The following is a 25,574-nucleotide window of genomic DNA, read 5'->3' on the forward strand; positions in this document are numbered from 1 at the left end:
AACCGCGGCCGGCCCGCCGCCATTGGCAGGGCCATGCCGCTGGATGCCGCCGCCGAGGCCCGCGAGGCCGGGCTTCGCCACACCCATGACGGGATGGCCGGCCTGACGCGCCGCCGCGCCGGACGCGGCTTCGCCTATCGCGACGCCGAGGGCCGCCCGGTGCGCGACCGCACCACGCTGGCGCGCATCCGCGCCCTCGCCATCCCGCCGGCCTACACGGAGGTGTGGATCTGCGCCGACCCGCGCGGGCACCTGCAGGCCACCGGGCGGGACGCGCGCGGGCGCAAGCAGTTCCGCTACCACCCCGGCTGGCGCGCCCACCGCGACGCGCAGAAATACGGCCGCATGGCCGAGTTCGCCGCCGCCCTGCCACGCATCCGCGCCCGGGTGGCGGCGGCGCTGGCCCGGCCGGGCCTGGACCGCGACAAGGTGCTGGCCACGGTGGTGCGCCTGCTGGAGACCACGCTGATCCGCGTGGGCAACGAGGAATACGCGAAGGAGAACGGCTCCTTCGGCCTCACCACGCTGCGGGTGCGCCACGTGGCGGTGGAGGGCGGCACGCTGCGCTTCCGCTTCCGCGGCAAGAGCGGCCAGCAATGGGCGCTGAAGGTGAGCGACCGGCGAGTGGCGCGCGTGGTGCGGGCGCTGCAGGACCTGCCGGGGCAGGAGCTGTTCGCCGCCCCCGACGACGCCGGCGAGGCGCGGCCCGTCACCAGCCAGGAGGTGAACGACTGGCTGCGCGCGGCGGCGGGCATGGACTGCACCGCCAAGGATTTCCGCACCTTCGCCGGCACGGTGCTGGCCGGGGTGGCGCTGGCCCGCTGCGGCCCCTGCGCCACCCAGGCCGAGGCGAAGCGCGCGGTGAAGGCGGCCATCGCGGAGGTGGCGCGGCGCCTGGGCAACACGCCGGCGGTGTGCCGGCAGTGCTACGTGCATCCCGGCGTGCTGGACGCCTTCGCCGCCGGCACCTGGGCGCTGGCCGAGGTCGCCGCCGAGGGCCTGGACGCCGAGGAGGCGGCGGTGGTCGCCGCGCTGTCGGCCGCGAACAGCGCCGCCAGGCCCGAGACGTTGCCCCCGCCCAGCCCGGCCGCCTGCGCCCGGCGGAACACCGCACGCACGGCCGCCGCCGCCGGCAGGTCGGGCGCGCCAGCCAGCAGGTAGCCCAGGTCCTTCTCCAGCAGGTCCACGGTGAACATCGGCGTGGCGTCGCGCGCGGCCATCATCCGCGCCGCCGCGGCCAGGGGTGGCGCGGTGACGGGGAAGCCGCCCATCAAAGCGGCCGCCTCCTCCCGCCCGAAGCCCTCGCCTTCCAGCCAGGCCAGCAGCTCCGCGATCGCCGCGAGCTGCGCGGCGAAGAAGCCGTTGACCGCCAGCTTCAGCACCGCCCCGCGCCCCTGCGGCCCGGCATGGAGGATGCGCGCCGCCATCGCCTCCAGCACCGGGCGCGCGCGCCCCAGCACCGCCGCCTCGCCGCCGGCCATCACCACCAGCTGCCCGGCCGCGGCCTGCGGCAACGAGCCGGCGACCGGCGCGTCCAGCAGCGCGGGCACCTGGCCCGCCAGTTCCCGCACCCAGCCGGGGGAGACGGTGGAGCATTCCACCGCCACCGCGCCCGGCGCCAGCGCCGCCGCCGCGCCATCCGGCCCCAGCCAGACGGCGCGGGAAGCCGCGTCGTCCGTCAGCATGGCGAGCACGACCTCCGCGCCGGCCGCGGCGTCGGCCGGGGTGGCGGCACGGCGGGCGCCCGGCGGCACCGCGGCGCCGGGGGAGCGGTTCCACACCGCCACCTCATGCCCGGCGGCGGCGATGCGCGCGGCCATCCGCCCGCCCATCGCGCCCAGGCCCAGGAAGGCGGCGCGCATCACGCGGGCTCCGCCGGGCGGCGCGCCGGGGCGGTCCAGGCCAGCGAGGGGTCGGCCATGAAGCCTTCCTTCGGCGTGTGCGTCAGATGGTTGACGTAGTTGCTGATGGTCTTGGTGGCGACCACCAGCACCACCTCCAGCACGTTGGCGCGGGTGAAGCCGGCCGCCAGGAAGGCCTCCACCGCCGCGTCGCCGGCATGGCCGCGCTCGCGGATCACCTGCTCGGTGAACAGGCGCAGCGCCTGCAGGCGGGCATCGGGCAGCACCTGCCCCTCGCGCAGCGCCTGGAGCACCGCCTCGTCCATCCCGGCGCGGCGGGACAGGACCGTGTGGCCCATGGTGCAGTACTCGCAGCCGTGCAGCACGTTGGCGGCCTGGAAGGCCACCTGCTGCTCGACCGGCGACAGGGTGGAGCGGCCGACCAGGCCGAACAGCGCGCCATAGGCCTCCAGCGTCTCCGGGCTCTCGGCCAGGGTGGCGTGCAGGGTGGGGATGAAGCCCCAGGCGGCAGCGGTGCGCGCCAGCAGGGGGCGGGAAGCATCGGGCGCCGTCTCGGCGTCGTGCAGGGTGAAGGCGGTCATCGGCGTGGTCCTCGTTGGGCGCCGCGGCCAGGTGCCGGGCGTGGCCGGACCATGCATCCATGCAACGCCTCGGCGGAACTTGGCTTGACCGCAGCGTTTCCATACGTCCAGCGTATGTAATGCCCGACAGCCTCGCCCTCTTCCGCTGCTTCATCCGCGTGGCCGAGGCCGGCTCCTTTTCCGCCGTGGCGGCGGAACTGCGGACCAGCCAGCCCACCATCTCGCGGCAGGTGCAGGCGCTGGAGGCCCACCTGGGCACCCGGCTGTTCCATCGCACCACCCGCGCCCTGTCGCTGACGGAGGATGGCCGGCTGTTCCTGGGCGAGGCGCGGCGGGCGCTGGACACCGTGGCGGAGGCCGAGGCCGCCGTGGGACGCCGCCGGGCCGAGCCCAGCGGCACGCTGCGCCTGGGCGTGGCCGAGGTGCTGGGCCGGCTGCACCTGCTGCCGCGCATGGGCCGCTTCCTCGACGCCCATCCCAGGGTCGGGCTGGACCTCGTGCTGTCCGACGGCTTCTCCGACATGGTGGCGGAGGGCTTGGATCTGGCCGTCCGGGTCGGCGCGCTGACCGACCCCGGCCTAGTGGCGCGGCGCATCGGCACCACGCGGCGGGTGGTAGTGGCCACCCCGGGCTATCTGGCGGCGCATGGCTGGCCGGAGACGCCGCAGGCGCTGCGCGCCCACCGCTGCATCGCCTACGCCCGGCTGGCCGCGGGTCCCGCCTGGATGCTGCATGGCCCGGATGGCCAGGTGGAGGTGCCGCTGGGCGCGGCCTTGCGGGTGAACAGCACGGAGGCGGTTCGCGCCGCGGTGCTGGAAGGCTTGGGCATCGGCATGGTGCCGCACTGGCACTTCGCCGATGGCGAGCTGGCATCCGGCCGCGTGGTGCGGCTGCTGGAGGGCTGGGAGCCGCCGCCGCAGCCCATCCACGCCGTCTTCCCCACCCGGCGCTTCCTGCCGGCGCGGGTGCGCGCGATGGTGGAGTTCCTGGCCGCGGAATTCGCCGCCGAGCCCCTGCTGAACTGACGCGCCGGCGGCTCAGCGCGGCCGCAGGGGCACCGCCCTCACGCGTCCACCATCTCCGCGTCCAGGCGCGACGCGTTCTCCTGGATGAAGCGGAAGCGCAGCTCCGGCTTGCGGCCCATCAGCGCCTCCATCAGGCCGGCGGTGCGGGCGCGTTCCTCCGGCGGCAGCACCACCTGCAGCAGGGTGCGCTTGGCCGCCTGCATGGTGGTGTCGCGCAGCACGGCGGCCGGCATCTCGCCCAGGCCCTTGAAGCGGCTGACCTCGACGGACTGGTTGGGCTTGAAGTGCTTCTTGCGCTGGCGCTCCAGGTCGCGGTCGTCCATGGCGTAGACCGACTTGCCGCCGGCCTGCAGGCGGTACAGCGGCGGCTGCGCCAGGAACACCTTGCCCTGCCCCACCAGCTCCGGCAGTTCCTTGTAGAAGAAGGTCATCAGCAGGGCGGCGATGTGCGCGCCGTCCACGTCGGCGTCCGTCATGATGACGATGCGGCCGTAGCGCAGCCGCGCGAGGTCGAAGCGCTCGCCCACGCCGCAGCCCAGCGCCTCGATCAGGTCCTTCAGCTCCTGGTTGGCGCGCAGCTTCTCGGCGGAGGCGGAGGCGACGTTGAGGATCTTGCCGCGCAGGGGCAGCACGGCCTGGGTCTCGCGGTCGCGCGCCTGCTTGGCGCTGCCGCCGGCGCTGTCGCCCTCCACCAGGAAGATTTCCGTGCCCTCGGCGGATTCGCGCGAGCAGTCGGCCAGCTTGCCGGGCAGGCGCAGCTTGCGGGTGGCGGTCTTGCGCGGCGTGTCCTTCTCGGCCCGGCGGCGCATGCGCTCCTCGGCGCGCTCGATCGCCCAGGAGAGCAGGTTGTCGGCGTTCTGCGGGTCGCCGGCCAGCCAGTGGTCGAAGTGGTCGCGCAGCGCCGCCTCGGTCAGCTTCTGCGCGTCGGCGCTGGTCAGCTTGTCCTTGGTCTGGCCCTGGAACTGCGGGTCGCGGATGAACACCGACAGCATGCCCGCCATGCCGCCCAGCAGGTCCTCCGCCGAGACGTTGGCGGCGCGCCTGTCGCGCTTCATCTCGCCGTAGCCGCGCAGGCCCTTCACCAGCGCGTTGCGCAGCCCGGCCTCGTGCGTGCCGCCCTGCGGGGTGGGGATGGTGTTGGCGTAGGTGGACAGGAAGCCCTCGCCCGCCTCCAGCCAGGTCACCGCCCATTCGCAGCGGCCGGCGCCGTCGGGGAACTCGCCCTGGCCGGCGAAGAAGGCGGGGGTGACGGCGGCCTTGCCCTGCACGGCGGCGGACAGGAAGTCGCTCAGCCCGCCGGGGAAGTGCAGCGTCGCCTCGGCCGGGGTGTCGCCGCCCTCCACCAGGGAGGGCGCGCAGCGCCAGCGGATCTCCACCCCGCGGTAGAGGTAGGCCTTGGAGCGGCAGAGGCGGAACAGCCGCTCCGCCCGGAAGGGCAGCTTGCCGAAGATCTCGGGGTCGGGGCGGAAGCGGATGGTGGTGCCGCGCCTGTTGCGGACCTCGCCTTCCTTGCGCAGCCTGGTGGTGGGCTTGCCGCGGCTGTAGGTCTGGCGGAACAGCTCGCCGCCGCGGGCGACTTCCACCTCCATCGTCTCGCTCAGCGCGTTCACCACGCTGGAGCCCACCCCGTGCAACCCGCCCGAGGTGTCGTAGGCCTTGCCGGAGAACTTGCCCCCCGAATGCAGCGTGGTGAGGATGACCTCCAGCGCGCTCAGCTTGGGGAAGCGCGGGTGCGGGTCCACCGGGATGCCGCGGCCGTTGTCGCGCACGGACAGCCAGTTGCCCTCCTCCAGCCCCACCTCGATGAAGTTGGCGTGGCCGGCCACCGCCTCGTCCATGGCGTTGTCCAGGATCTCGGCGGCGAGGTGATGGAGGGCGTTGTCGTCCGTGCCGCCGATGTACATGCCCGGGCGGCGGCGGACGGGCTCCAGCCCCTCCAGCACCTCGATGTCGGCGGCGGTGTAGGTGGCGGCGGCCGGCTTGGCCCCGCCCTTTCCGAAGAGATCGTTCATGATGTGTTCGCTGGTCCCCGGCCGGAAGATAGGGTGGCCGGGGCGGCGGGGCAACCGATTCAGCGCAGGTATCGCCGCGCGCCGTCCGGGGCTAGGGTGCGGGCGTGACGGCGAGCCCCGACGGAGCGATGGCGGCCGCCCCGGGCTGGAACCGGGGCGTGCGGAACGGGGTGCTGCTGGGCGCGCTGGCGCTGGCGGCCGTGCTGGCGCTGAACTGGGCGGAGCTGCCGGGGCTGGGCTCCATCCTGCTGCAGCTCCCCGCGGCGGTGGCCATCTCGGCCGCGGTGCACCTGCCGCAGATCGCGCTGACGGCGGCCGCCTGGCGGGCGTTGCTGCCGCCGGCGCTGCGGCCCGGGCTGGGCGCGATGATGGCCCTGCGCTGGTACCGCGAATCCGCCAACGCCCTGCTGCCGGCCGGCGCCCTGGTGGGGCAGGCCGCCGCCGCCCGGCTGCTGGCCCGCCGCGGCGTGCCCGGCCAGCTGGCCGGGGCGACCGCCACGGTGGACCTGACGCTGGAGGCGGTGTCGCAGTTCTTCTTCACCCTGGCCGGGGTGTTGCTGCTGGTGGGCTTCCGCGATACCGGCGGGCTGGCGCCCTTCGCCTGGGCCGGGCTGGGCGTCGCGGTGGCCGGGGCCGCGGCCATGGTGCTGGTGCAGCGCCGCCTGCCGCTGGCCCTGGCCGAGCGCCTGCTGGCCCGGCTGGCCCGGCGCTGGCCGGCCATCCGCCCCTCCGTCCTCCGCGACTTCCAGGGCGCCATCCTGGCGCTGCACGCCGACGCGCCGAGGCTGGCCCAGGCCATCCTGTGGCACACCGCGTCCTGGGTGATCGGCGCGGTGGAGATCTGGGGCGTGCTGGCGCTGCTGGGGCACGACGTCAGCCTGGCGGACGCCCTGGTCATCGAGGCGCTGGCCCAGGCGCTGCGCAACGTGGGCTTCCTGCTGCCGGGCGCGCTGGCGGTGCAGGAGGGGGCGATCATCGGCGCCGCGGCGCTGTGCGGCGTGCCGCCGGCGGCGGCGCTGGCCGTGGCGCTGGTGCGCCGGGCGCGCGAGGTGTGCTTCAGCCTGCCCGGCCTGCTGGCCTGGCAGCGCGCGGAATTGAAGGGAAAAGCCTGATGGGTACCGCGATGGACATGCTGCGGCTGGTGCCGCGCGGGGGACCGGCGATCCTGAACGTGTCGGTGACGAACCACTGCAACGCCACCTGCGACTTCTGCAACTTCGCCCACGACAAGGGCTTCGTCACCGACCGCCGCTTCATGGACGCCGACCGCTTCCCCGAGGCGCTGCGCGTGATGCACGAGCAGGCGCAGGTGCGCTTCGTCACCTTCATGGGCGGCGAGCCGCTGCTGCACAAGCGCATCCTGGAGATGAGCCGCGTGGCGCGCGACATGGGCGTGCAGCCCACGTTGGTGACCAATGGCTGGCTGCTGCCGCAGCGGCTGGAGGCGCTGGCCGAGGCCGGGCTGACCACCCTGTTCATCTCGGTGGACAGCGAGGACGCGGCGAAGCACGAGTCCAACCGCGGCCTGAAGGGCGTGGTGGAGCGCATCCGCGGCGCGGCGCGGCGGCTCTCGGCGCTGGGGGTGGCGCCGGTCGCCTCCGTGGCGATGACGCGGCTGATCGGCGACTACGCGGCGCTGGGGCGCTTCCTGCGCGAGCTGGGCTTCGAGGCCGTCACCTTCTCCTACCCGCGCAAGGCGGCGCTGGGCTCCTCCTCCCTGGTGTACTCGGAGGAAAGCACGCTGGTGGACATGGGCCGCGACGAGCTGCTGCGCGCCTTCGACGGCGCGGAGGCGATGCGCGCCATCATCCCCGTTCAGAACCCGCGCGCCGGGATGGAGGACATGCGCCGCCGCCTGACCGGCGAGGGCGAGCGCTACGTCTGCCACGCCGGCTACAAGTACTTCTACCTGGACTGGAACCACGAGCTGTGGCGCTGCGAGGACTGGTCCTCCTCCATGGGCCCGGTGTTCGACTTCACGCCGGAGAAGTTCGTGCGCGACGGCTGCCAGGCGTGCTCCACCGATTGCTACCGCGACGCCTCGCTGATGCTGCACCTGCCGGTGGCCATCGGCGACGCCTTCGCCGCGCTGCGCGAGGGAAGGCCGGCGGCGGCCTTCCGGGCGGTGGCGGATGGCCGCGCCTGGGGCTCGCTGCGCGCGGTGATGGAGCAGGGCAAGCGCATCCGCTCCCTGGCGGGGGCGGGTTAGCCCAGGAAGGGGCGCACCGCGTCCAGCGCGGCGCCGCAGGCGGGGGCGGCGGCGCGGATGGCGGCGTCCGGCGACGCCAGGCCCAGCCAGGCGCCCAGCGCCGCCCAGATGGCCCACCAGGGGTCCTCCGTCGCGCGCTGCACCAGGGCCGGGCCGGCGGCGCTGGCGCAGGCGAGGGCGTCGCTCGCCAGCCGCGCGGGCGCATCGGCCAGCGCGTCGGACAGCGCGCCCAGCAGCGGGGCGAGCAGGAAGGTGGCGACCAGCCATTCGAGCATGCGGCGCAGGTGGCCCGCGGCCGGGCCCCCTTCAAGCCCTACACCACGTTGACGTAGCGCGCGCCTTCCGGCGGGCCCTCGCCATGGTGCAGGGCGGCGGCGCGGGCCAGGGCGGCGCGGTCGGCCTCCGTCAGGCGGCTGGCCTCGCGCAGGTGCTCGGCCCAGGATTCCACCACCCACAGCTCCACCCAGCGCTCCGGGTGGGCCACGTCCTCGTACAGGCGCCAGCGGGCGGCGCCGCCGCGCAGCCGCACTAGGCGCACCTCCTCCATCGCTGCCAGGAAGGCGGCGCGGGAGGCGGCGGGAATGCGGTAGCGCACCACCTCCAGCAGGCGGTGGCCGTCCTCGTGCAGGAACTCGCGCAGCTCGGGCGCCGCGGGGGCGGGCTTCGCCAGGGGGGCGTCGGGGGCGGTGGCCTCCTCCGGCGGTTCCAGGCGCCAGCGGCGCACCAGCAGCGCCCCCAGGGCGGCGCAGGCGGCGAACAGCGCCAGCGCCAGGGGCACGCCGATGCGCCCGGCCAGGATGCCCGACAGCGCGGAGCCCAGGGCCAGCGCGCCGAAGAAGCTCATCTGGTAGATGCCGATGGCGCGGGCGCGCACCCAGGCCGGCGCCGCCATCTGCGCCGCCGCCTGCAGGGTGGAGGCGGCGGCGATCCAGGCCACGCCGTACACCACCATGGCCAGCGCCGCCGCCGCCCAGTGGTGCAGCAGCCCCATCACGGCCATGGCGGCGGCGCCCAGCAGCGAGGCCCACAGCACGGTGCCCGAGCGGTCGAGCCGCCCGCGCAGCCGCGGCATCAGCAGCCCCGCCGCCACGGCGCCCGCGCCCATGCAGCCCAGCAGCACGCCGAAGGCCGAGGGGCCCAGGCCCAGCTCCTCGCGCACCAGCAGCGGCAGCAGGCCCCAGACGGCGGAGGAGAACAGGAAGAAGGTCACCGCGCGGATGATGGCCGCGTGCATGGCCGGGTTGGCGGCGACGAAGCGCGCCCCGGCCCGCATGGCCGGCGCCAGGCGCTCGCGCGGCAAGCGGGAATGGGTGGGCTCGCGCCGCCAGGCCACCAGGGCGGCCACCAGGGCCAGGATGCATAGGGCGTTCAGCGCGAAGGCGGCGCCGATGCCGGCCCAGGCCACCACCAGCCCGCCCAGCGCCGGGCCGACGGCGCGGGTGAGGTTGAAGCCGATGCCGTTCAGCGCGATGGCGCCCACCAGGTCCTCGCGCGGGACCAGCTCGGGCGTGGTCGCGGCCCAGGCGGGGAAGTTCATCGCCAGCCCGGCGCCCAGGGCGAAGGTCAGCGCCACCAGCCCCCAGGGCGAGATGGCGTCCAGGAAGGTCAGCGCGCAGAGCAGCAGCGCCACCGCCGTCATCCACAGCTGGGCGCCGATCAGGAAGTGGCGGCGGTCGAGGATGTCGGCCAGCGCGCCGGCCGGCAGGGCCAGCACGAACACCGGCAGCATGGAGGAGGCCTGCACCAGGCTGACCATCAGCGGGTCGCCCGACAGGCCGGTCATCAGCCAGCCGGCCGCCGTGCTCTGCACGAACAGCCCGGTGTTGCTCACCAGGTTGGCCAGCCAGAGCAGCCGGAAGGCCGGGTGGCGCAGCGGGGCCAGGGCGGCCGGGCGCCTCATGCGCGGGGCGGCCCCTTCATCCCAGGGCGAACTTCGCCACGCACAGCGCGGCCAGCAGCCAGACGGCGCCGTGCACCTCGCCCGCGCGGCCGGCCAGCGCCTTGATGGCGGCATAGGCCACGAAGCCCAGCCCGATGCCGGTGGCGATGGAGAAGGTGAAGGGCATCGCCAGCATGGTGAGGATGGCCGGCAGGTATTCCGTCTCGTCCTCCCAATCCAGGCCGCGCAGCGCCTGGGCCATCAGCGCCGCGACGAAGACCAGCGCGGGGGCGGTGGCGAAGGCCGGCACCGAGGCCGCCAGCGGCGCCAGGAACAGCGCGCCGAGGAAGCACAGCGCCACCACCAGCGCCGTCAGCCCGGTGCGGCCACCCTGCTGGATGCCGGCCGCGCTCTCGATGTAGCTGACGGTGGTGGAGGTGCCGAGCGTGGCGCCGATCATGGCGCCGCCGCTGTCGGCCAGCAGGGCGCGGCCCAGCCGGGGCACCGTGCCGTCCGGGCGCATCAGCCCGGCGCGGTGGGTGGTGGCGATCAGCGTGCCGGTGTTGTCCAGCAGGTCCACCAGGAAGAAGGTGAACACGATGCCCAGCAGCCCCAGCTGCAGCGCCCCCGCGAGGTCGAGCTGCAGGAAGGTGGGGGCGAGGGAGGGGGGAGGGGCCACGATGCCCTTGAACTCCGTCAGGCCCAGCGGGATGCCGGCCGCGGCCGTCAGCAGGATGCCCAGCAGCACCGCCCCGGGCACGCGCCGGGCGGACAGGGCGGCGATCAGCACCAGCCCCGCGCAGCCCAGCAGCACCGGGGCGGTGAAGCGCCCCATGCCCACCAGCGTCGCCGGGTGGTCCACCACCAGCCCGAGGTTCTTCAGCCCGATGAGGCCCAGGAAGGCGCCGATGCCGGCGGCGATGCCCAGCTTGAGCGAGAGCGGGATGCCGCCGATCAGCCATTCGCGGATGCGCAGCACCGACACCAGGAAGAACAGCACCCCGCCCAGGAACACCGCGCCCAGCGCCACCTGCCAGGGCACGCCCATGGCGCCCACCACGCCGAAGGCGAAGTAGGCGTTCAGCCCCATGCCCGGCGCCATGGCGATGGGGTAGTTCGCCAGCAGCCCCATCAGCGCCGAGCCGATGGCCGCCGCCAGGCAGGTGGCGACGAAGGCCGCCCCGGGGTCAATGCCCGCGGCCGCCATGATGGAGGGGTTCACCACCAGGATGTAGGCCATGGTGAGGAAGGTGGTGACGCCCGCCAGCGCCTCGGTGCGCGCGGTGGTGTTGTTGGCGGAAAGGCCGAAGAATCGGTCCATCGGATGCTCTGCCCCTCGTTGGATGGCCGCAGGGTAGGGGCGGGGGCGGCGTCAGGCCAGCAGCACCTCCGCCTCCCGCCACACCCGCGCCACCAGTTCCCCCGCCGGTTCCGCGCGGCCCAGCGCCACGCCCTGCCCGGCCCAGAGCTGCATCCGGCCAGGGTCGTCCGCCGCCTGGGCGGCGGCGCGCATCGGCGCGGCCAGGTGGCGCTGGATGGGGTAGGGGGCGGGGCGCGCAGATTCGAAGGCGCGGGTGGCGTCGTTGGCGATGCTGCGCGCCAGCCGGCCGCTGAAGGCGCGGGTGGGCACGGTGTCCTCGCCGGTCGCGGCGGCCAGGGCGCGGGCGTAGGGGGCGGGCAGCGCGGTCTCGGGGCAGCGCAGGAAGGCGGTGCCCATCTGCACGGCGCTGGCGCCCAGGCACAGGGCGGCGGCGACGCCGCGCCCGTCCATGATGCCGCCGGCGGCGATGACCGGCACGCGCAGCGCATCGGCCAGGCGCGGCAGCAGCGCCATCAGCGGCAGGTCGCGCCGGCCGGCGGCGGCGTCCTCGAAGCTGCCGCGGTGGCCGCCGGCCTCGCTGCCCTGGGCGGCCACGGCGTCGGCCCCGGCGGCCTCGGCGGCCAGCGCCTCCTCCAGCGTGGTCGCGGCCGCCACCCAGCGGATGCCGCGCGCCTTCAGCTGGGCCACGAAGCCGGGCTCGAACAGGCCCATGACGGAGGAGGCGACGGCCGGGCACAGCCGCAGCAGGGCGGCGCACTGGGCGGCGTAATCCTCCGTCCAGGGGCCGTCGCCGGCCTCCGGCGGCTCCGGCCCCAGGGCGCGCAGGGCGGCGCGGGCCGCGTCCTCCCGCACAGGATCACGCGCCGGCGGCGGGTCGGGCACCCAGAGGTTGACCTGGAAGGCGCCGTTGGAGGCGGCGCGCACCGCGGCACCCCAGGCCAGCATGGCGTCCGGCCCGCTGGTGAGCGCCCCCAGCCCGCCCATCCCCCCTGCATTGGCCACCGCCGCCGCCAGGGCAGGGGGCGAGGCGCCGGCCATCGGCGCCTGGAGGATGGGGACGCGCAGCCCCCATCCGGCGCAGAAGCGGGCGGCACGGGCGCGGGGTGTCTCCATCGCGGGGCAGGGTGCGGGGCGGGGGCGGTTGTGTCCACCGCCCCCGGCGGGTTAGCGAAGGCTTCAGTGGGCGCGGACAGGATGGGGGCCAGATGGGCGGCAAGCGACTTTTCGGCACCGATGGCGTGCGGGGCACCGCGAACCGCGCGCCCATGGACGCCGCCACGGCGCTGCGGCTGGGCCAGGCGGCGGGGCATTTCTTCAACCGCGGCACCCACCGCCACCGCGTCGTCATCGGCAAGGACACCCGCATCTCGGGCTACATGCTGGAGCCCGCGCTGACGGCGGGCTTCGTCGGCGCGGGGATGGACGTGGTGCTGGTGGGGCCGCTGCCCACCCCGGCCATCGCGCTGCTGGCGCGCTCCATGCGGGCGGATCTGGGCGTGATGATCTCCGCCTCCCACAACCCCTACGAGGACAACGGCATCAAGCTGTTCGGCCCCGACGGCCTGAAGCTGAGCGACGCGCAGGAGGACGAGATCGAGGCCCTGATGGCCGGCGACCTGTCCAGCGTGCTGGTGGCGCCCTCCCGCCTCGGCCGCGCCTCGCGGCTGGAGGACGCGCCGGGCCGCTACATCGAGGCCGCCAAGCAATCCTTCCCGCGCGGCCTGACGCTGGAGGGGCTGCGGGTGGTGGTGGATTGCGCGCATGGCGCCGCCTACAAGGTGGCCCCCACCGTCCTGTGGGAGCTGGGGGCGGAGGTGGTGAGCGTCGGCGTCGCGCCGGACGGCTTCAACATCAACCGCAACGTCGGCTCCACCAGCCCGGCCGCCCTGGCCGCCCTGGTGCGGGAACGCCGGGCCGACCTGGGCATCGCGCTGGACGGCGACGCCGACCGCGTGGTGCTGGTGGACGAGGAAGGCGTGGTGCTGGACGGCGACCAGATCATCGCCCTGGTGGCCGAGAGCTGGCAGCGCGCCGGCCGCCTGTCCCGCCCCGAGGTGGTGGCCACGGTGATGAGCAACATGGGCCTGGAGCGCCACCTGAAGGCCGCGGGCATCGCCCTGCACCGCACCGCCGTGGGCGACCGCCACGTCGGCGAGCGCATGAGGGAGATCGGCGCCAACCTGGGCGGCGAGCAATCCGGCCACATGATCATGACCGACTTCGGCACCACCGGGGACGGGCTGGTGGCGGCGCTGCAGGTGCTGGCCGTGCTGGTGGAGGCGAAGGCCCCGGCCAGCCAGGTGTGCCGCCGCTTCGCGGCGCTGCCGCAGAAGCTGGTGAACATCCGCTACGCCGGCGCCTCGCCGCTGGGCCGCACCGAGGTGAAGGACGCCATCGCGGCGGAGGAGGCCCGGCTGGGCGAGGCCGGGCGCGTCCTCATCCGCGCCTCGGGCACCGAGCCGGTGATCCGCGTGATGGCCGAGGCCGAGGAGGAGGACATGGTGGAGGCGGTGACGGAGCGCCTGGCCGCCGTGATCCGCAAGGGCATCGCCGCGTGAAGGGCCGGGTGCTGATCTGCGCCGGCAGCGATTCCGGCGGCGGCGCCGGCATCCAGGCCGACATCAAGGCGGTGACGGCGCTGGGCGGCTTCGCGATGACGGCGGTGACGGCGCTGACCGCGCAGAACACCCTGGGCGTGCAGGCCGTGCTGGGGGTGGAGGAAGGCTTCATCCGCCGGCAGCTGGCCAGCTGCCTGGACGACCTGGGCGCCGACGCGGCGAAGACCGGCATGCTGGCCGATTCCGCCACCATCGCCGCCGTGTGCGCCGAAATCGCGGCGCGCGCGCCCGGCGTGCCCCTGGTGGCCGACCCGGTGATGGTGGCCAAGGGCGGCCACCGCCTGCTGGCCCCGGATGCGGTGGAGACGCTGAAGCGCCTGCTGCTGCCGCTGGCCACCGTCATCACCCCCAACATCCCCGAGGCGGAGGTGCTGTCGGGCATGGCCATCCCCGACGAGGCGGCGATGCTGGAGGCCGCTGAGGCGATGCTGACCCTGGGCGTGCCCGCGGTGCTGCTGAAGGGTGGCCACATGCCGGGTGAAGGGCTGGTGGACATCCTGGCCACGCCGGAGGGGGTGGTGCGCTTCGAGGATGCGCGCATCCCCACCCGGCACACCCACGGCACCGGCTGCACCCTGGCCAGCGCCATCGCCACCGGTTTGGCGCAGGGGCTGGCGCTGGCGGAGGCGGTGGCCCGCGCCCGGCGCTACGTGCGCGCCGCCATCCTGGCCGCGCCCGGCTACGGCGCCGGGCACGGCCCGCTGGACCACGGCGTGACGGTGGACGCCGCCCGGTTCTGAGGCCCGGGCGGCGCCCGGCGCCTCAGGCGCGGCGGCGCGCGGCGGCGCCGAGGCCGAGCAGCCCCAGGCCGAACAGCGCGAAGGAGGCCGGCACCGGCACCCCGGTGGGCGTGCCCGGGTTGGGGTTCAGCGAGCAGACGGCGTCGGTGCACAGGGCCGACTTGGCCAGCGTCACGAACCAGCCGTCATTGCCCAGGTCGATGACGATGCGCACCTGCAGGCCGGTGGTGATATCGTCCCACACCGCGGTCGGCAGGGCGAAGTCGGTGAAGGCGTAGACGTTGTTGGCGCCCGCCAGCAGGCCGAGGCTGAGCCAGGTGGAGGTGGCGGCGTCGAAGACGTCGATGCGGTCCTGCTCGAAGGGCGCGTCCACGTCGAAGGCGCTGACTTGCAGCGTGGCAGAGGTGGTGGGCAGGCCCAGCGCGCCGTGCGTCCAGCCCCAGCCTTGGCCGTTGCCGCGGTAGTAGGGCGCGCTGAAGGTCGCGGCGGCGCCGGGGGCGAAGAAGCCGGTCGGCGCCTCCACCACGTTCAGCGCGGCCTGGGCGGGCAGCACGGCAGCGCCGAAAACGGCGCTGGCGAGCAGGAGTGTCTTGAGCATGGCTTGCAGTCCTCTCCAGGTGGCTCCGTCCCTTCCCGGGGACAGGCGCCCGGCAACGGCGGGCAAGGAGAGCAAGTGCAAACGCCATGCCAGGATGCAGCACGCCCGGGCGTCCAAATTTTCTGAACCCGTGTCGCGAGTTAGCTCTCACATTGCTGGAGGTTCATCTCAACCTTCCGAAAATCCTCGGTCGATGTAAAGGAATCCGACGCCGTCACGCAGGCCCGGCCGCGAAACATCCCATGCTTGGGCGACGAATGCCGCCGCTTTCAGTCTGCGCGAATCCCGCCGGCGCGCGCGATGGCGGCGTAGCGCCCGGCATCCTCGCGCAGCAGGGCCGCCACCGCGCGCGGCGGCAGCGGCCATGGCGTCATCCCGGCGGCGTCGAGCTGCCGGCGGAAGCCCGCATCCTCCAACATCGCCGCCAGTTCCGTGGCCAGCCGTTCCTGCACCGCGGCGGGGGTGGTGGCGGGGGCGAAGACGGCCTGCCACGCCACCATCTCCAGCCCCGCGAAGACGGGCAGGCTGGCCAGGGGCGGCACCTCCGGGATGGCCGGGTGCGGCTGGGCCGAGGACACCGCGAGCCCCCGCACCCGCCCGTCGCGCAGCAGCGGCCGGGCGGTGGTGAGGGAAAGCACCGCGAGGTCCAGCCGCCCGGCGATCAGGTCCGGCGGGATCTGGGCGGCGATGCGGTAGGGCACGTGCTCCAGCCGCAGCCCCGCGCGCTGGGCGATGGTCTCGCCCCACAGGTGCAAGGAGGTGCCGGTGCCGGAGGTGCCGTAGGTCAGCCCGCCCACCTGCCGCCGGCCGAGGTCCAGGAACTCGGGCAGGTTGCGCGCCGGCAGGTTGGGCCGGGCCAGCAGCACCAGCGGCAGGGAGGCCAGCATCCCCAGCGCCGCGAAATCCGTCAGCGGGTCGTAGCGCACGGCGGCGGGCGTGACGGCGGGGGCGATGGCCAGGGGCGATTCCACCCCTAGCAGCAGGGTGTGCCCGTCCGGCGCGGCGCGGGCCGCGCGCTCGGTGCCGATGGTGCCGCCGGCGCCGGGCGCGTTCTCCACCACCACGGGCTGGCCCAGGCGGCGCCCCAGCTCGGTGGCGGCCAGCCGGGCCACCGTGTCCACGTTGCCCCCGGCGGCGAAGGGCACGATCAGGGTCAGCGGGCGGCTGGGCCAGGCCTGCGCCCGGGCGGCCAGCGGCAGCGCGGCGGCGCCGGGCAGGGAAAGCAGGAGGCGGCGGGACATCGTCATACGGATGGGAACTCCAGCGCGTCGAAGGCGGCGGCGAAGCTGGCCTCCAGGTGGCGCTTCGCGGCGTCCTCCAGGAAGCTGCCGCGCACGCCGTTCAGGGTGAACCGGCGCAGCTCCTCCCGCCCGAAGCCGAAGTCGCGCGCCATCATCGCCCAGCATCGCGCGGGGGTGACGCGGTGCATGGGCGGGTCGTCGGTGTTGGGGTGGATGGCCAGCCCGGCCGCCGCCATGGCGCGGATGGGGTGGTCCAGCGCCCAGCGCTCCGGCGCCAGGGTGCGCAGGTAGTGGCTGTTGGTGGGCACCACCGTCACCACCATGGCGGAGTCGCGCAGCCGGGCCAGCAGGGCGGGGTCCTCCACCGCGGTGTAAGCGTGGTCCAGCCGGTCCACCCCCACCAGTTCCAGCGCGGTACGGATGTTGCGCGGGTGGCAGCCGAACTCCCCGGCATGGGCGGTCAGGCGGAAGCCGGCGCGCTTCGCCGCGGCCCAGGCGCGCCAGAACAGCTCGGGCGGGCGGTCGGTCTCGCGGTAGTCGATGCCCAGGCCCACGATGCCCTCGCGCCGGTGGGCGGCCATCCATTCCACCAGCTGCTCCGCGGCCTCGGGCGTGTCCTCGCGGTCGATGGCGGGGATGAGCAGGGCCGAGACGCCGAACTCCGCCGCCGCGTCGGCGAAGCTGGCCAGGATGGCGTCCGCCCCGGTGGCGTAGGGAAACAGGTGCGCGGTGCCGGTGGGGTTCCAGAACAGCTCGCTGTGGCGGACGTTCTGCGCCGCCGCGGCTGCCAGGTGCTCGTAGGCGGCGCGGTGCAGGTCGGCGGGGCGCTTCAGCAGGCGCTGCTCCAGCGCGCGCAGGATGTGCAGCACCCCCTTGGGCCTGGCGTCGCGGGCATAGAGCGCATCGGCCTCCGCCGCCGGCATGCCGGCCCGCGCCGCCCATTCCGCGAAGGTGGCCGGCAGCACCGCGCCCAGCAGGTGGATGTGCAGCTCCGTCTTGGGAAGCGCCTGGCACCAGGCGTCGAGGGCATCCATGGCCGGCCATGCTGCGCCGCCGCGGGATTGAGGGCAACGCCGTCCGGCCGTAAGCCATGCCGCATGAGGAAGCCCGCCAACCCCCGTTTCTCCTCCGGCCCCTGCGCCAAGCGGCCGGGCTGGTCGCTGGCGGCGCTGGAGGGGGCGATGCTCGGCCGTTCCCACCGCGCGCCGGCGGCCAAGGCGAAGCTGCGCGAGGTCATCGAGCGCTCCCGCGCGGTGCTGGGGATGCCGGCGGGCTGGGTGTGCGGCATCGTGCCGGGCAGCGACACCGGCGCCATCGAGATGGCGATGTGGAACCTGCTGGGCCCGCGCGGGGTGGACGTGCTGGCCTGGGAAAGCTTCTCCCTGGAATGGGCGAAGGACGCGCGCGACCACCTGCGCCTGCCCGAGGTGCGCGTGCTGCAGGCGGAGTACGGCCGCCTGCCGGACCTGCGCGCGGCGGACTGGCGGCGCGACGTGGTGTTCGTGTGGAACGGCACCACCTCGGGCGTGCGGCTGCCGGACGCCGGCTGGATTCCGGAGGATCGCGAGGGGCTGGCCATCTGCGACGCCACCTCCGCCGCCTTCGCCATGGAGATGGACTGGTCCAGGCTCGATGTCGTCACCTGGTCCTGGCAGAAGGCGCTGGGCGGCGAGGCGGCGCATGGCATGCTGGCGCTGTCCCCGCGCGCGCAGGAACGGCTGAAGGCCCACCGCCCGGCCTGGCCTCTGCCCAAGCTGTTCCGGCTGGGCCAGGGCGTGTGGGAAGGGGAAACGGTGAACACCCCCTCCATGCTGTGCGTGGAGGACGCGCTGGACGGGCTGCGCTGGGCCGAGGGTTCCGGCGGCCTGCCCGCCCTGGTGGCGCGCAGCGAGGCCAACCTGGCCGCCATCGCCGCCTGGGAGGCCCGCAGCCCCTGGGCCAGCTTCCTGGCCGGGCGCCCCGAGGAGCGCTCCTGCACCTCCGTCTGCCTGCGCTTCCGCCCCGGCGCGGCGGCGGACGAGGCCGGGGTGGCCCGGCGCATGGCGGCCTGGCTGGACCGCGAGGGGGTGGCGCTGGACGTGGCGAACTACCGCGACGCCCCGCCCGGCCTGCGCATCTGGTGCGGCGCCACGGTGGAGCGCGCCGACGTGGAGGCGCTGCTGCCCTGGCTGGATGCCGCGTGGGAGGCATGCCAGCCCGGCTGAAACCGCTGCAACCCCCGCGCCGCCCACGGCTTCCCGCAGCGGGAACTCCGAATGGCGGCGACAGAGATGCGGGCGATGCGCTTCAGGCTGGGATGCGAACTGGACTACGAGGTGGAGGAGGGCGAGGCGTCCTTCCTGTTCCACGTCGAGCCGCAGGAGCGCGACGGGCAGGCCGTGCTGGAGCAGCACCTGGCCTTCACCCCGCCGCTGGAGGCCGAGCGCTTCGTGGAGCCCGACACCGGCAACCGCCTGCTGCGGGTGCGCGCCGGCCCCGGCCCGCTGAAGCTGCGCCACGAGGCGCTGGTGCAGGCGGCCCCCGCCGTGCTGGACCCCGGCGCGGTGCGCGAGGTGCCGGCGGACCACCTGCCGATGGCGCTGCTGCCGCACCTGCTGCCCAGCCGCTACGTCGAGTCCGACCGCCTGGCCGGCTTCGCGGAGAAGACCTTCGGCGCGCTGCCGCCGGGCCACGCCCGCGTCACCGCCCTGTGCGACTGGGTGCGCGACCACCTGGACTACGTGCGCGGCTCCTCCGACGAGGAGACCACCGCCTGCGACACGCTGGTGCAGCGCGAAGGGGTGTGCCGGGACTACGCGCACCTGGCCATCGGGCTGTGCCGGGGGCTGGGCATCCCGGCGCGCTTCGTCAGCGCCTATGCCTGGCAGCTGGACCCGCCGGACTTCCACGCGGTGATGGAGGCGTGGCTGGAAGGCCCGCAGGGCGGCGCCTGGTTCCTGTTCGACCCCACGCGCATGGCGCCGCCGGACGGGCTGGTGCGCATCGGCGTCGCCGCCGACGCCGCCGGGGTGGCCTTCTGCACCCCCCGCGGCAAGGTGAGCTGTGGCAAGCCCCGGGTGTGGATCGACGCCGTGGAGGCCGGGGCGGCGGGCGCACCGGCCGAGGCGGCGGTCAGCCTGTCCTGACGGGCGCGGCGCGCCTCAGCGCCGGCGCTCCATGCGGTCCATCTCCGCCGCGGCGGCGCCGGCGGCCAAGCGCACCTGCGGCAGCCGGGGCAGGGTGTTCAGCCGGCGCAGCGTCTCCTCCTGGCCCAGGGTGAACACGTTGCGGTCGGTGAAGGCCTGGGCCGCCACGGTGGCGCGCAGGCGCTGGGCGGCGGCGCGCAGGGCGGCTTCCGCGGCCTCGCCCCCCAGGCGGGGGTTCAGGCCGATGGCGGCGCGGAACTCGTCGCGCCCGGCTTCCAGCTTCGGCTGGATGGTGGGGGACATGCCGGGGCCCCAGCGCGGGTCGGCCGGCGTCATCCGCCGGGCCAGGAACTCCATGTGGGCGGCGGCCATCAGCGCCCCGGCGGGGTTGCCCTGGTAGATGCTGGTGTCGCCCAGGTTGCGGGGCGCGTTCAGCGCGGCGCCGCGCAGCGGCTCGCCGAAGCCGCCCAGGTAGTCGGCCGCGGGGTCCAGCGTGCAGGAGGCCAGCAGCGGCAGGGGGAGCAGGAGGAGGGCGCGTCGGGTCATGGGCGCAGCTTGCCCCATTCCGCCGCCGCTGGCACACGGCGCCATGAGATGAGCGACCCCGCCCCCCTAGCGCTGCTGCCCGCCGGCCTGGTGGACCTGCTTCCCCCCGAGGCCGAGCAGGAGGCCTGGCTGGCGGAGGCGCTGGCGGAATCCTTCGCCCTGCACGGCTACGAGCGCGTGACGCCGCCGCTGCTGGAGTTCGAGGAGGGGCTGCTGGCGGGCTCGGGCGCCGCGGTGGCGGAGCAGACCTTCCGCCTGATGGACCCGGTGAGCCAGCGCATGATGGGGCTGCGGGCCGACATGACGCCGCAGGTGGCGCGCATCGCCGCCACCCGCATGGCCGGCGCCGCCCGCCCGCTGCGCCTGTGCTACGCCGGCCAGGTGCTGCGCGTGCGCGGCAGCGAGCTGGCGCCGGCGCGGCAGGTGCGCCAAGCCGGCATCGAGCTGATCGGCGGCGCCGCGCCCGAGGCCGACGCCGAGGTGGCGCTGGTGGCGGTGGAGGCGGTGACGCGGCTGGGCATCGGCGGCATCTCGCTGGATGTCGGCCTGCCGCGCATGGCCGAGGCGCTGATGCAGGAGGCGGGCATCGCCGGCGCGGAGGCGGAGCCGCTGGCCCGCGCGCTGGACCGCAAGGACGCCGCCGCGGTGGCGCGGCTGGTGGCGGGGCGCGGCCCGGTGGCTGCCCTGCTGCCCGCCCTGCTGGCCGCCGCCGGCCCGGCGGAGGAGGCGGTGCGCGCCCTGGAGGGTGCCGACCTGCCGCCCGCCGCCCGCGCCATCGCCGCCAACGCGCTGAAGGTGGTGCGCGCCATCCGCGCCCGCGCCCCCGCCCTGCGGGTGACGGTGGACCCGGTGGAGTTCCGCGGCTTCCAGTACCATGTCGGCGTCGCCTTCACCCTGTTCGGCCCCGGCCTGGCGGGCGAGCTGGCGCGCGGCGGCCGCTACCTGGCGCAGGGCGACGAGCCCGCGACCGGCATGACCCTGTACGCCGACGCGGTGATGCGCGCCGCGCCGCCGCGCCCGCCGCGCCGCCGCTGCTTCCTGCCGCCCGGCACCCCGCCCGCGGTGGGCGAGGCGCTGCGCGCCGAGGGGCACGCCACCGTGGCTGCGCTGTCGGCCGCCGATGACGCGATGGCGCTGCGCTGCACCCACCGTTGGGACGGCGGCAGCCTGGTTTCCGTGGAGAGCGAGTGATGGCGAACGTGGCGGTGATCGGCGCCCAGTGGGGCGACGAGGGCAAGGGCAAGGTGGTGGACTGGCTGGCCAGCCGCGCCGAGATCGTGGTGCGCTTCCAGGGCGGGCACAATGCCGGCCACACGCTGGTGGTGGGCGACAAGACCTACAAGCTCTCGCTGCTGCCCTCGGGCATCGTCCGCGGCAAGCTGGGCGTCATCGGCAATGGCGTGGTGCTGGACCCCGACGCCCTGCTGGGCGAGATCGCCAAGGTGCGCGAGCAGGGGCTGGAGGTCGGCCCGCACAACCTGCGCATCGCCGACACCGTGCCGCTGATCCTGCCGCTGCACCCGGCGCTCGACCAGGCGCGCGAGAGGGCGCGCGGCGGCGACAAGATCGGCACCACCGGCCGCGGCATCGGCCCGGCCTACGAGGACAAGGTGGGCCGCCGCGCCATCCGCCTCTGCGACCTTGCGGAACCCGAGACGCTGTCGGCCAAGCTGGACGAGCTGCTGCTGCACCACAACGCGCTGCTGACCGGCCTGGGGGCGCCGCTGTTCGACAAGGCGCCGCTGCTGGACAAGCTGCTGGCCCTGGCCCCGCTGCTGCTGCCCTATGCCGAGCCGGTGTGGGAGCGCCTGGACGCCGCCCGCAAGGAGGGGCGGCGCATCCTGTTCGAAGGCGCGCAGGCGGTGATGCTGGACGTGGACCACGGCACCTACCCCTACGTCACCAGCTCCAACACCGTGGCCGGCAACGCCGCGGCGGGCAGCGGCGTCGGGCCGGATGCCATCGGACTGGTGCTGGGCATCGCCAAGGCCTACGCCACCCGCGTCGGCTCCGGCCCCTTCCCGAGCGAGCTGCACGACGCCATCGGCGAGCGCCTGGGCGAGCGCGGGCGCGAGTTCGGCACCGTGACCGGGCGCAAGCGCCGCTGCGGCTGGTTCGACGCCGCGATGGTGCGCCAGGCGGTGAAGCTGGGCGGCGTGCAGGGCCTGGTGCTGACCAAGCTGGACGTGCTGGACGGGCTGGAGGAGCTGAAGATCTGCGTGGGCTACCGCGTGGACGGGCAGGAGATGAATCGTCTGCCGCCGGGCATGAAGGCCCAGGCCGCCGCCGAGCCGATCTACGAGGTGATGGAGGGCTGGGCGGGCTCGACCATGGGCGCGCGCTCCTACGCCGAGCTGCCGGCGCAGGCGGTGAAGTACGTGCGGCGAATCGAGGAGCTGGTGGAGGCGCCGGTGATGATGCTGAGCACCAGCCCCGACCGCGACGACACCATCGCCCTGCGCGACCCCTTCGCCGGCTGAATTTGCACGCCCCAGGCAAGTCGTCACCGCGCCACCGCAACTTGCGGTGGTGTGCCGCGGCGCTGGCGGCGTAATCAACCGTTCTTTCATGTGTGGCCTTTACTTTCCGTGCTGAAGTCGGCGCGGAGGCGAGGCCATGAATTCCCGGCGTTCCATCCTGTTGCTGCCGCTGGCCGGCCTCGGCGCCTGCGCCGCCCTGCCGGCGGAGCAGGCCATGGGCACCCCGGCGGCGGCGGTCGCCCGCCACTCGGCCGCCAGCGTCATCGCCAGCGGGGTGCCGGCCGGCGCGGCGGTGGCGGTGGCCCCGGGGCTGGCGGTTACCAACGCCCATGTGGTGCGCGCCGCCGCCCGCCCGCTGCTGCTGCGCGATTCCTCGGGGGTGGAGGTCGCGCCGCGCGCGGTGCGCGAGGTGCCGGGCACCGACCTGGCCTTCCTGGACCTCCCGCCCGGCTTCCTGCGCCCCGCCGCCACCGCCGAGCGCCCGCCCCGCGTGGGCGAACCGCTCTGGGCCGTGGGTCCGGAAGGGCTGGGCCGCGCCGTGGCCTCCGGGCCGGTGCTGCGGCCGTCGCTGCACCTGCCGGGCTACGGGCGCGGCTTCACGGCGCGGCTGGGCGCGCTGATGGGCTTCTCCGGCGGGCCGGTGGTGAACGCGCAGGGGCAGGTGGCGGGGCTGACCACCGCCTTGCTGGGCCGCCCGGGCGCCGCTTCCGCCGCGCTGATGCTCGGCGCCGACCTCGACGGGCTGGCCCGGCCGGGGCGGGAGGTCTTCGTGCTGGCCCTTGCGCAGGGCTGAGCTTGCGCGCAAGTAACGGCGCAGCTTCGCTGGAGGGAACGCCATGAATCGCCGCCACGTCCTGGGCCTCGCCGGGGCCGGGCTCCTCGCGCCGCACGTGCTGCGCGCCCAGACCTTCCCGGACCGTCCCCTCCGGCTGATCGTGCCCTGGCCGCCCGGCGGCTCCACCGACACCATCGCCCGCCTGTTCCAGCCCCGCCTGGCCGAGGTGCTGGGCCGCCCGGTCATCATCGACAACCGCGGCGGCGCCTCGGGCGCCACCGGCGCCATCGAGGGCGCGCGCGCGCCCGCCGACGGCTCGACCTGGATGTTCGTCTACGACACCCAGGCCACCAACGAGACGGTGATGCGCCTGCCCTTCCGCACCATGGAGGCCTTCGTGCCGGTCTCCCTGGCCGCCTCGGGGCCGCTGGTGATGGTGGCGCACCAGTCCACCCCCTTCACCAACTTCCAGCAGGTGGTGGACGCCGCGCGCCGCGCGCCGGAAACCCTGAACTACGCGACGTCCGGCGTCGGCGGGCTGGCGCATGTCTCCACCACCCTGCTGCAGCAGCAGGGCAATTTCCGCATCGTCCACGTTCCCTACCGCGGCGGCGGGCCGGCCGTGCAGGACGCCGTGGCCGGCCACGTGCCGCTGTTCATGACCAACGTCGTCATCGTCTCGCAGCACATCCGCAACGGCGTGCTGCGGCCGCTTGGCGTCACCACGCGGGGCGAGACGCGCCACGTGCCCAACACGCGCTCCTTCGCGCAGCAGGGCTTCGGCGACTTCGAGGCGCCGACCTGGTGGGCCATGCTGGGCCGCGCCGGCACGCCCGAGCCGCTGGTGCGCCGCATGCACGAGGCGCTGTCCCGCGTGCTGAACGAGCCCGAGGTGAAGTCCCGCATCGAGGAGCAGGGCTGCGACATCGTGGCGAGCAGCCCGGAGGAGTGCCGCCGCTTCATCGAGGCGGAGGTCGCCAAGTGGGCGCGCGTCATCACGGACAACAACATCCGCGCCGACAGCTGAAGGCTTCCCGCATCAGAACCATTTGCGGTGATGCATCGAGCCGGGGTACATCGTCGCGAATGGTTGTGAAGGGAATCGGCGGGTGACGGCATTGACCGGGCGGCGCGTCCTGCTGGTCGAGGACGAGCCGCTCATCGCCATGTTCGCCGAGATGGCGCTGGAGGATGCGGGGGCGGAGGTGGTCGGCACCGCCGCCGCCGTCGCGCCCGCGCTGGCGCTGCTGGACTCCGCGACGCCGGAGGTGGTGCTGGTGGACGTCCGGCTGCGCGGGGGCGAGAGCGGCTACACCCTCGCCCAGACCCTCGCGGCGCGGAGAATCCCCTTCGTGCTGGCCACCGGCATGCAGGGCCAGGACGTCCCGGCCGAGCTGCGCGGCGCGCCGGTGCTGCCCAAGCCCTACACCGCGCCGCAGATGGTCGCGGCGCTGCAGGGCGTGCTGGCGGGCTGAACGCCCGCCCAGCCGCAGGGCGGGGGTTCAGCCCCGCTGGTTCATCAGCATCTCGATGGTCGCCAGGTGCGACTTGATGGCCGGCACCGCCATGGTGCCGATGATGCGCTCGGCCTCGGTGGCGCCGCTGGCCTTCACCTGGGTGTGGATGCGCAGCAGGTCCTCGTGCCCGGCCTTCTGCATGGCCAGGAAGGCGCGGTCGAACTCGGCGCCCTGGGCGGCCTGGACGGACGCCATCATCCGCGCGGTGTCGTCGCGCATGGACACCTGGGCAGGGACGGTGATGCCGGCGAGCTGCATGGCCTCCATCGCCGCCATCTGCTCCTCCGCCTCCAGCTGGGCGAACTGGCGCACCATGGGGTTCTGGGCCCGCTGCACGCCCAGCCGCGCGGAGTTCAGCGAGGCGGTGGAGGCGGTGAGCGCCTGCATCCGCAGGTCCGCCGAGCCCTGGGCGCGGGCGATGGCGGGCAGGACGAGGGCGGCGCCGGCGAGGGCGAGGCCGGCATGACGGCGATGGAGCATGGGGGAAAACCTCGGGAATGGGTTGCGGTCCGGGTGGAACGACGACCGCAAACCCTTGGTTTCCCTTGACAAAATAGGTTCCGGCTACTTCCCGGCTGCCGCCTTGGCGATGGGGGCGACGAATTGCTGCTCCGTGTCCCAGGGGAACAGGATCCAGGTGTCCTGGCTGACCTCGGTGATGAAGGTGTCCACCAGCGGCTTGCCAGCGGGCTTGGCGTAGACGGTGGCGAAATGCGCCTTGGGCAGCATGGCGCGCACCACCTTGGCGGTGGTGCCGGTGTCCACCAGGTCGTCCAGCAGCAGCCAGCCCTCGCCGTCGCCGGCCGCGGCGGGGGCCTTCACCACGCGCGGATCGCCCTTCACCTCCTCGTCGTAGGTGACGACGGAGACGGTCTCGATGATGCGGCTTTCCAGCTCCCGCGCCACGATGGCGGCGGGGATCAGCCCGCCGCGGGTGATGGCGACCACGCCCTTCCACGGGCCCTTCTCCACCAGGCGCCAGGCCAGCGCCTTGGCGTCGCGGTGCAGCTGGTCCCAGGACACGGTGTAGTAGCGCTGCGCCATC

The 25,574-nt window shown here is 74.8% G+C and carries 25 protein-coding genes and 1 pseudogene; 13 read left to right on the plus strand and 13 right to left on the minus strand.

The window, feature by feature from the left end; all coding sequences use genetic code 11:
• Positions 1-33 precede the first annotated feature (33 nt).
• Complete coding sequence (locus ACI6QG_RS00985; RefSeq protein ID WP_407022688.1) at positions 34-1,161, plus strand: DNA topoisomerase IB; 1,128 nt, start codon at positions 34-36, stop codon at positions 1,159-1,161.
• On the opposite strand, the pseudogene ACI6QG_RS00990 reads toward ACI6QG_RS00985, so the two are convergent.
• Positions 1,116-1,862 (minus strand): annotated as a pseudogene (locus ACI6QG_RS00990) (NAD(P)-dependent oxidoreductase); the annotation flags it as partial. The gene ACI6QG_RS00985 and the pseudogene ACI6QG_RS00990 overlap by 46 nt on opposite strands.
• Positions 1,862-2,443: a carboxymuconolactone decarboxylase family protein gene (locus ACI6QG_RS00995; protein WP_407022689.1), complete on the minus strand. Its 582-nt coding sequence runs from the start codon at positions 2,441-2,443 to the stop codon at positions 1,862-1,864. The gene ACI6QG_RS00995 and the pseudogene ACI6QG_RS00990, both read right to left, overlap by 1 nt.
• A gap of 119 nt (positions 2,444-2,562) precedes the next feature.
• Between ACI6QG_RS00995 and ACI6QG_RS01000 the strand changes: the two genes are divergently transcribed.
• Entirely contained in the window at positions 2,563-3,468 is a 906-nt protein-coding gene (locus ACI6QG_RS01000) for a LysR family transcriptional regulator (protein ID WP_407022690.1), read from the plus strand.
• Between the two features lie 38 nt (positions 3,469-3,506).
• Here the strand turns inward: ACI6QG_RS01000 and parE are convergent, their stop codons facing one another.
• Complete coding sequence (gene parE / locus ACI6QG_RS01005; protein ID WP_407022691.1) at positions 3,507-5,480, minus strand: DNA topoisomerase IV subunit B; 1,974 nt, start codon at positions 5,478-5,480, stop codon at positions 3,507-3,509.
• Between the two features lie 104 nt (positions 5,481-5,584).
• Here parE and ACI6QG_RS01010 point away from each other — a divergent pair, with 104 nt between their 5' ends.
• Together ACI6QG_RS01010 and ACI6QG_RS01015 are read left to right on the plus strand one after the other, a co-directional pair.
• On the plus strand, positions 5,585-6,592 hold the full coding sequence (locus tag ACI6QG_RS01010; RefSeq protein WP_407022692.1) for a lysylphosphatidylglycerol synthase domain-containing protein: 1,008 nt from the start codon (positions 5,585-5,587) through the stop codon (positions 6,590-6,592).
• The gene (locus ACI6QG_RS01015) at positions 6,592-7,689 is read left to right on the plus strand and encodes a radical SAM protein (protein WP_407022693.1); all 1,098 of its coding nucleotides are present in this window, start codon (positions 6,592-6,594) and stop codon (positions 7,687-7,689) included. Before ACI6QG_RS01010 ends, ACI6QG_RS01015 begins: the two co-directional genes overlap by 1 nt.
• Here ACI6QG_RS01015 and ACI6QG_RS01020 read toward each other — a convergent pair.
• Genes ACI6QG_RS01020 through ACI6QG_RS01035 form a run of 4 tightly spaced genes read right to left on the minus strand, consistent with a single transcriptional unit; the run spans position 7,686 to position 12,002 of the window.
• Entirely contained in the window at positions 7,686-7,964 is a 279-nt protein-coding gene (locus ACI6QG_RS01020) for a hypothetical protein (RefSeq protein ID WP_407022694.1), read from the minus strand. The genes ACI6QG_RS01015 and ACI6QG_RS01020 overlap by 4 nt on opposite strands.
• 38 nt (positions 7,965-8,002) lie before the next feature.
• A complete protein-coding gene (locus tag ACI6QG_RS01025; protein WP_407022695.1) occupies positions 8,003-9,589 on the minus strand; it encodes an MFS transporter in 1,587 nt (528 codons plus the stop codon).
• A 16-nt stretch (positions 9,590-9,605) separates the two neighbouring features.
• Positions 9,606-10,889: an NCS2 family permease gene (locus tag ACI6QG_RS01030; protein ID WP_407022696.1), complete on the minus strand. Its 1,284-nt coding sequence runs from the start codon at positions 10,887-10,889 to the stop codon at positions 9,606-9,608.
• A 51-nt stretch (positions 10,890-10,940) separates the two neighbouring features.
• On the minus strand, positions 10,941-12,002 hold the full coding sequence (locus ACI6QG_RS01035) for an NAD(P)H-dependent flavin oxidoreductase (protein WP_407022697.1): 1,062 nt from the start codon (positions 12,000-12,002) through the stop codon (positions 10,941-10,943).
• A gap of 92 nt (positions 12,003-12,094) precedes the next feature.
• On the opposite strand from ACI6QG_RS01035, the gene glmM reads away from it, so the two are divergent.
• Both glmM and thiD read left to right on the plus strand, forming a co-directional pair.
• Positions 12,095-13,447 (plus strand): phosphoglucosamine mutase, encoded by a 1,353-nt coding sequence (gene glmM / locus ACI6QG_RS01040; protein WP_407022698.1) that lies wholly within the window; start codon positions 12,095-12,097, stop codon positions 13,445-13,447.
• On the plus strand, positions 13,444-14,247 hold the full coding sequence (gene thiD, locus ACI6QG_RS01045) for a bifunctional hydroxymethylpyrimidine kinase/phosphomethylpyrimidine kinase (protein WP_407022699.1): 804 nt from the start codon (positions 13,444-13,446) through the stop codon (positions 14,245-14,247). Before glmM ends, thiD begins: the two co-directional genes overlap by 4 nt.
• Before the next feature lie 22 nt (positions 14,248-14,269).
• On the opposite strand, the gene ACI6QG_RS01050 is transcribed toward thiD, so the two are convergent.
• From ACI6QG_RS01050 to ACI6QG_RS01060, 3 genes are all read right to left on the minus strand, one after another.
• Positions 14,270-14,845 (minus strand): PEP-CTERM sorting domain-containing protein, encoded by a 576-nt coding sequence (locus tag ACI6QG_RS01050; protein ID WP_407022700.1) that lies wholly within the window; start codon positions 14,843-14,845, stop codon positions 14,270-14,272.
• 269 nt (positions 14,846-15,114) lie between these two features.
• Positions 15,115-16,086 (minus strand): Bug family tripartite tricarboxylate transporter substrate binding protein, encoded by a 972-nt coding sequence (locus ACI6QG_RS01055; protein ID WP_407022701.1) that lies wholly within the window; start codon positions 16,084-16,086, stop codon positions 15,115-15,117.
• A 2-nt stretch (positions 16,087-16,088) separates the two neighbouring features.
• Complete coding sequence (locus ACI6QG_RS01060) at positions 16,089-17,120, minus strand: adenosine deaminase family protein (protein ID WP_407022702.1); 1,032 nt, start codon at positions 17,118-17,120, stop codon at positions 16,089-16,091.
• 63 nt (positions 17,121-17,183) lie between these two features.
• Here ACI6QG_RS01060 and ACI6QG_RS01065 point away from each other — a divergent pair, with 63 nt between their 5' ends.
• Both ACI6QG_RS01065 and ACI6QG_RS01070 read left to right on the plus strand, forming a co-directional pair.
• Positions 17,184-18,290: a phosphoserine transaminase gene (locus ACI6QG_RS01065; protein ID WP_407022703.1), complete on the plus strand. Its 1,107-nt coding sequence runs from the start codon at positions 17,184-17,186 to the stop codon at positions 18,288-18,290.
• A 75-nt stretch (positions 18,291-18,365) separates the two neighbouring features.
• A complete protein-coding gene (locus ACI6QG_RS01070; protein WP_407022704.1) occupies positions 18,366-19,211 on the plus strand; it encodes a transglutaminase-like domain-containing protein in 846 nt (281 codons plus the stop codon).
• Between the two features lie 15 nt (positions 19,212-19,226).
• On the opposite strand, the gene ACI6QG_RS01075 is transcribed toward ACI6QG_RS01070, so the two are convergent.
• Positions 19,227-19,757 (minus strand): hypothetical protein, encoded by a 531-nt coding sequence (locus ACI6QG_RS01075; RefSeq protein WP_407022705.1) that lies wholly within the window; start codon positions 19,755-19,757, stop codon positions 19,227-19,229.
• Between the two features lie 48 nt (positions 19,758-19,805).
• Between ACI6QG_RS01075 and ACI6QG_RS01080 the strand changes: the two genes are divergently transcribed.
• The 5 genes from ACI6QG_RS01080 to ACI6QG_RS01100 all read left to right on the plus strand — a co-directional run bounded on the left by ACI6QG_RS01080 (position 19,806) and on the right by ACI6QG_RS01100 (position 24,487).
• Complete coding sequence (locus ACI6QG_RS01080) at positions 19,806-20,948, plus strand: ATP phosphoribosyltransferase regulatory subunit (protein WP_407022706.1); 1,143 nt, start codon at positions 19,806-19,808, stop codon at positions 20,946-20,948.
• The gene (locus ACI6QG_RS01085) at positions 20,948-22,237 is read left to right on the plus strand and encodes an adenylosuccinate synthase (RefSeq protein WP_407022707.1); all 1,290 of its coding nucleotides are present in this window, start codon (positions 20,948-20,950) and stop codon (positions 22,235-22,237) included. Before ACI6QG_RS01080 ends, ACI6QG_RS01085 begins: the two co-directional genes overlap by 1 nt.
• A 136-nt stretch (positions 22,238-22,373) precedes the next feature.
• Positions 22,374-23,030, plus strand: coding sequence for a trypsin-like peptidase domain-containing protein (locus tag ACI6QG_RS01090; protein ID WP_407022708.1), 657 nt, complete (start codon positions 22,374-22,376; stop codon positions 23,028-23,030).
• 43 nt (positions 23,031-23,073) lie between these two features.
• Complete coding sequence (locus ACI6QG_RS01095; protein ID WP_407022709.1) at positions 23,074-24,039, plus strand: tripartite tricarboxylate transporter substrate binding protein; 966 nt, start codon at positions 23,074-23,076, stop codon at positions 24,037-24,039.
• An 82-nt stretch (positions 24,040-24,121) separates the two neighbouring features.
• Positions 24,122-24,487 (plus strand): response regulator, encoded by a 366-nt coding sequence (locus ACI6QG_RS01100; RefSeq protein ID WP_407022710.1) that lies wholly within the window; start codon positions 24,122-24,124, stop codon positions 24,485-24,487.
• A gap of 27 nt (positions 24,488-24,514) precedes the next feature.
• On the opposite strand, the gene ACI6QG_RS01105 is transcribed toward ACI6QG_RS01100, so the two are convergent.
• Both ACI6QG_RS01105 and gpt read right to left on the minus strand, forming a co-directional pair.
• Entirely contained in the window at positions 24,515-25,009 is a 495-nt protein-coding gene (locus tag ACI6QG_RS01105) for a DUF4142 domain-containing protein (protein WP_407022711.1), read from the minus strand.
• An 84-nt stretch (positions 25,010-25,093) separates the two neighbouring features.
• A complete protein-coding gene (gene gpt, locus ACI6QG_RS01110) occupies positions 25,094-25,573 on the minus strand; it encodes a xanthine phosphoribosyltransferase (protein WP_407022712.1) in 480 nt (159 codons plus the stop codon).
• Between the last annotated feature and the right edge of the window lies 1 nt (position 25,574).

Source organism: Sabulicella flocculans, assembly GCF_045449635.1.
In the GTDB taxonomy this organism is placed as follows: Bacteria; Pseudomonadota; Alphaproteobacteria; order Acetobacterales; family Acetobacteraceae; genus Roseococcus.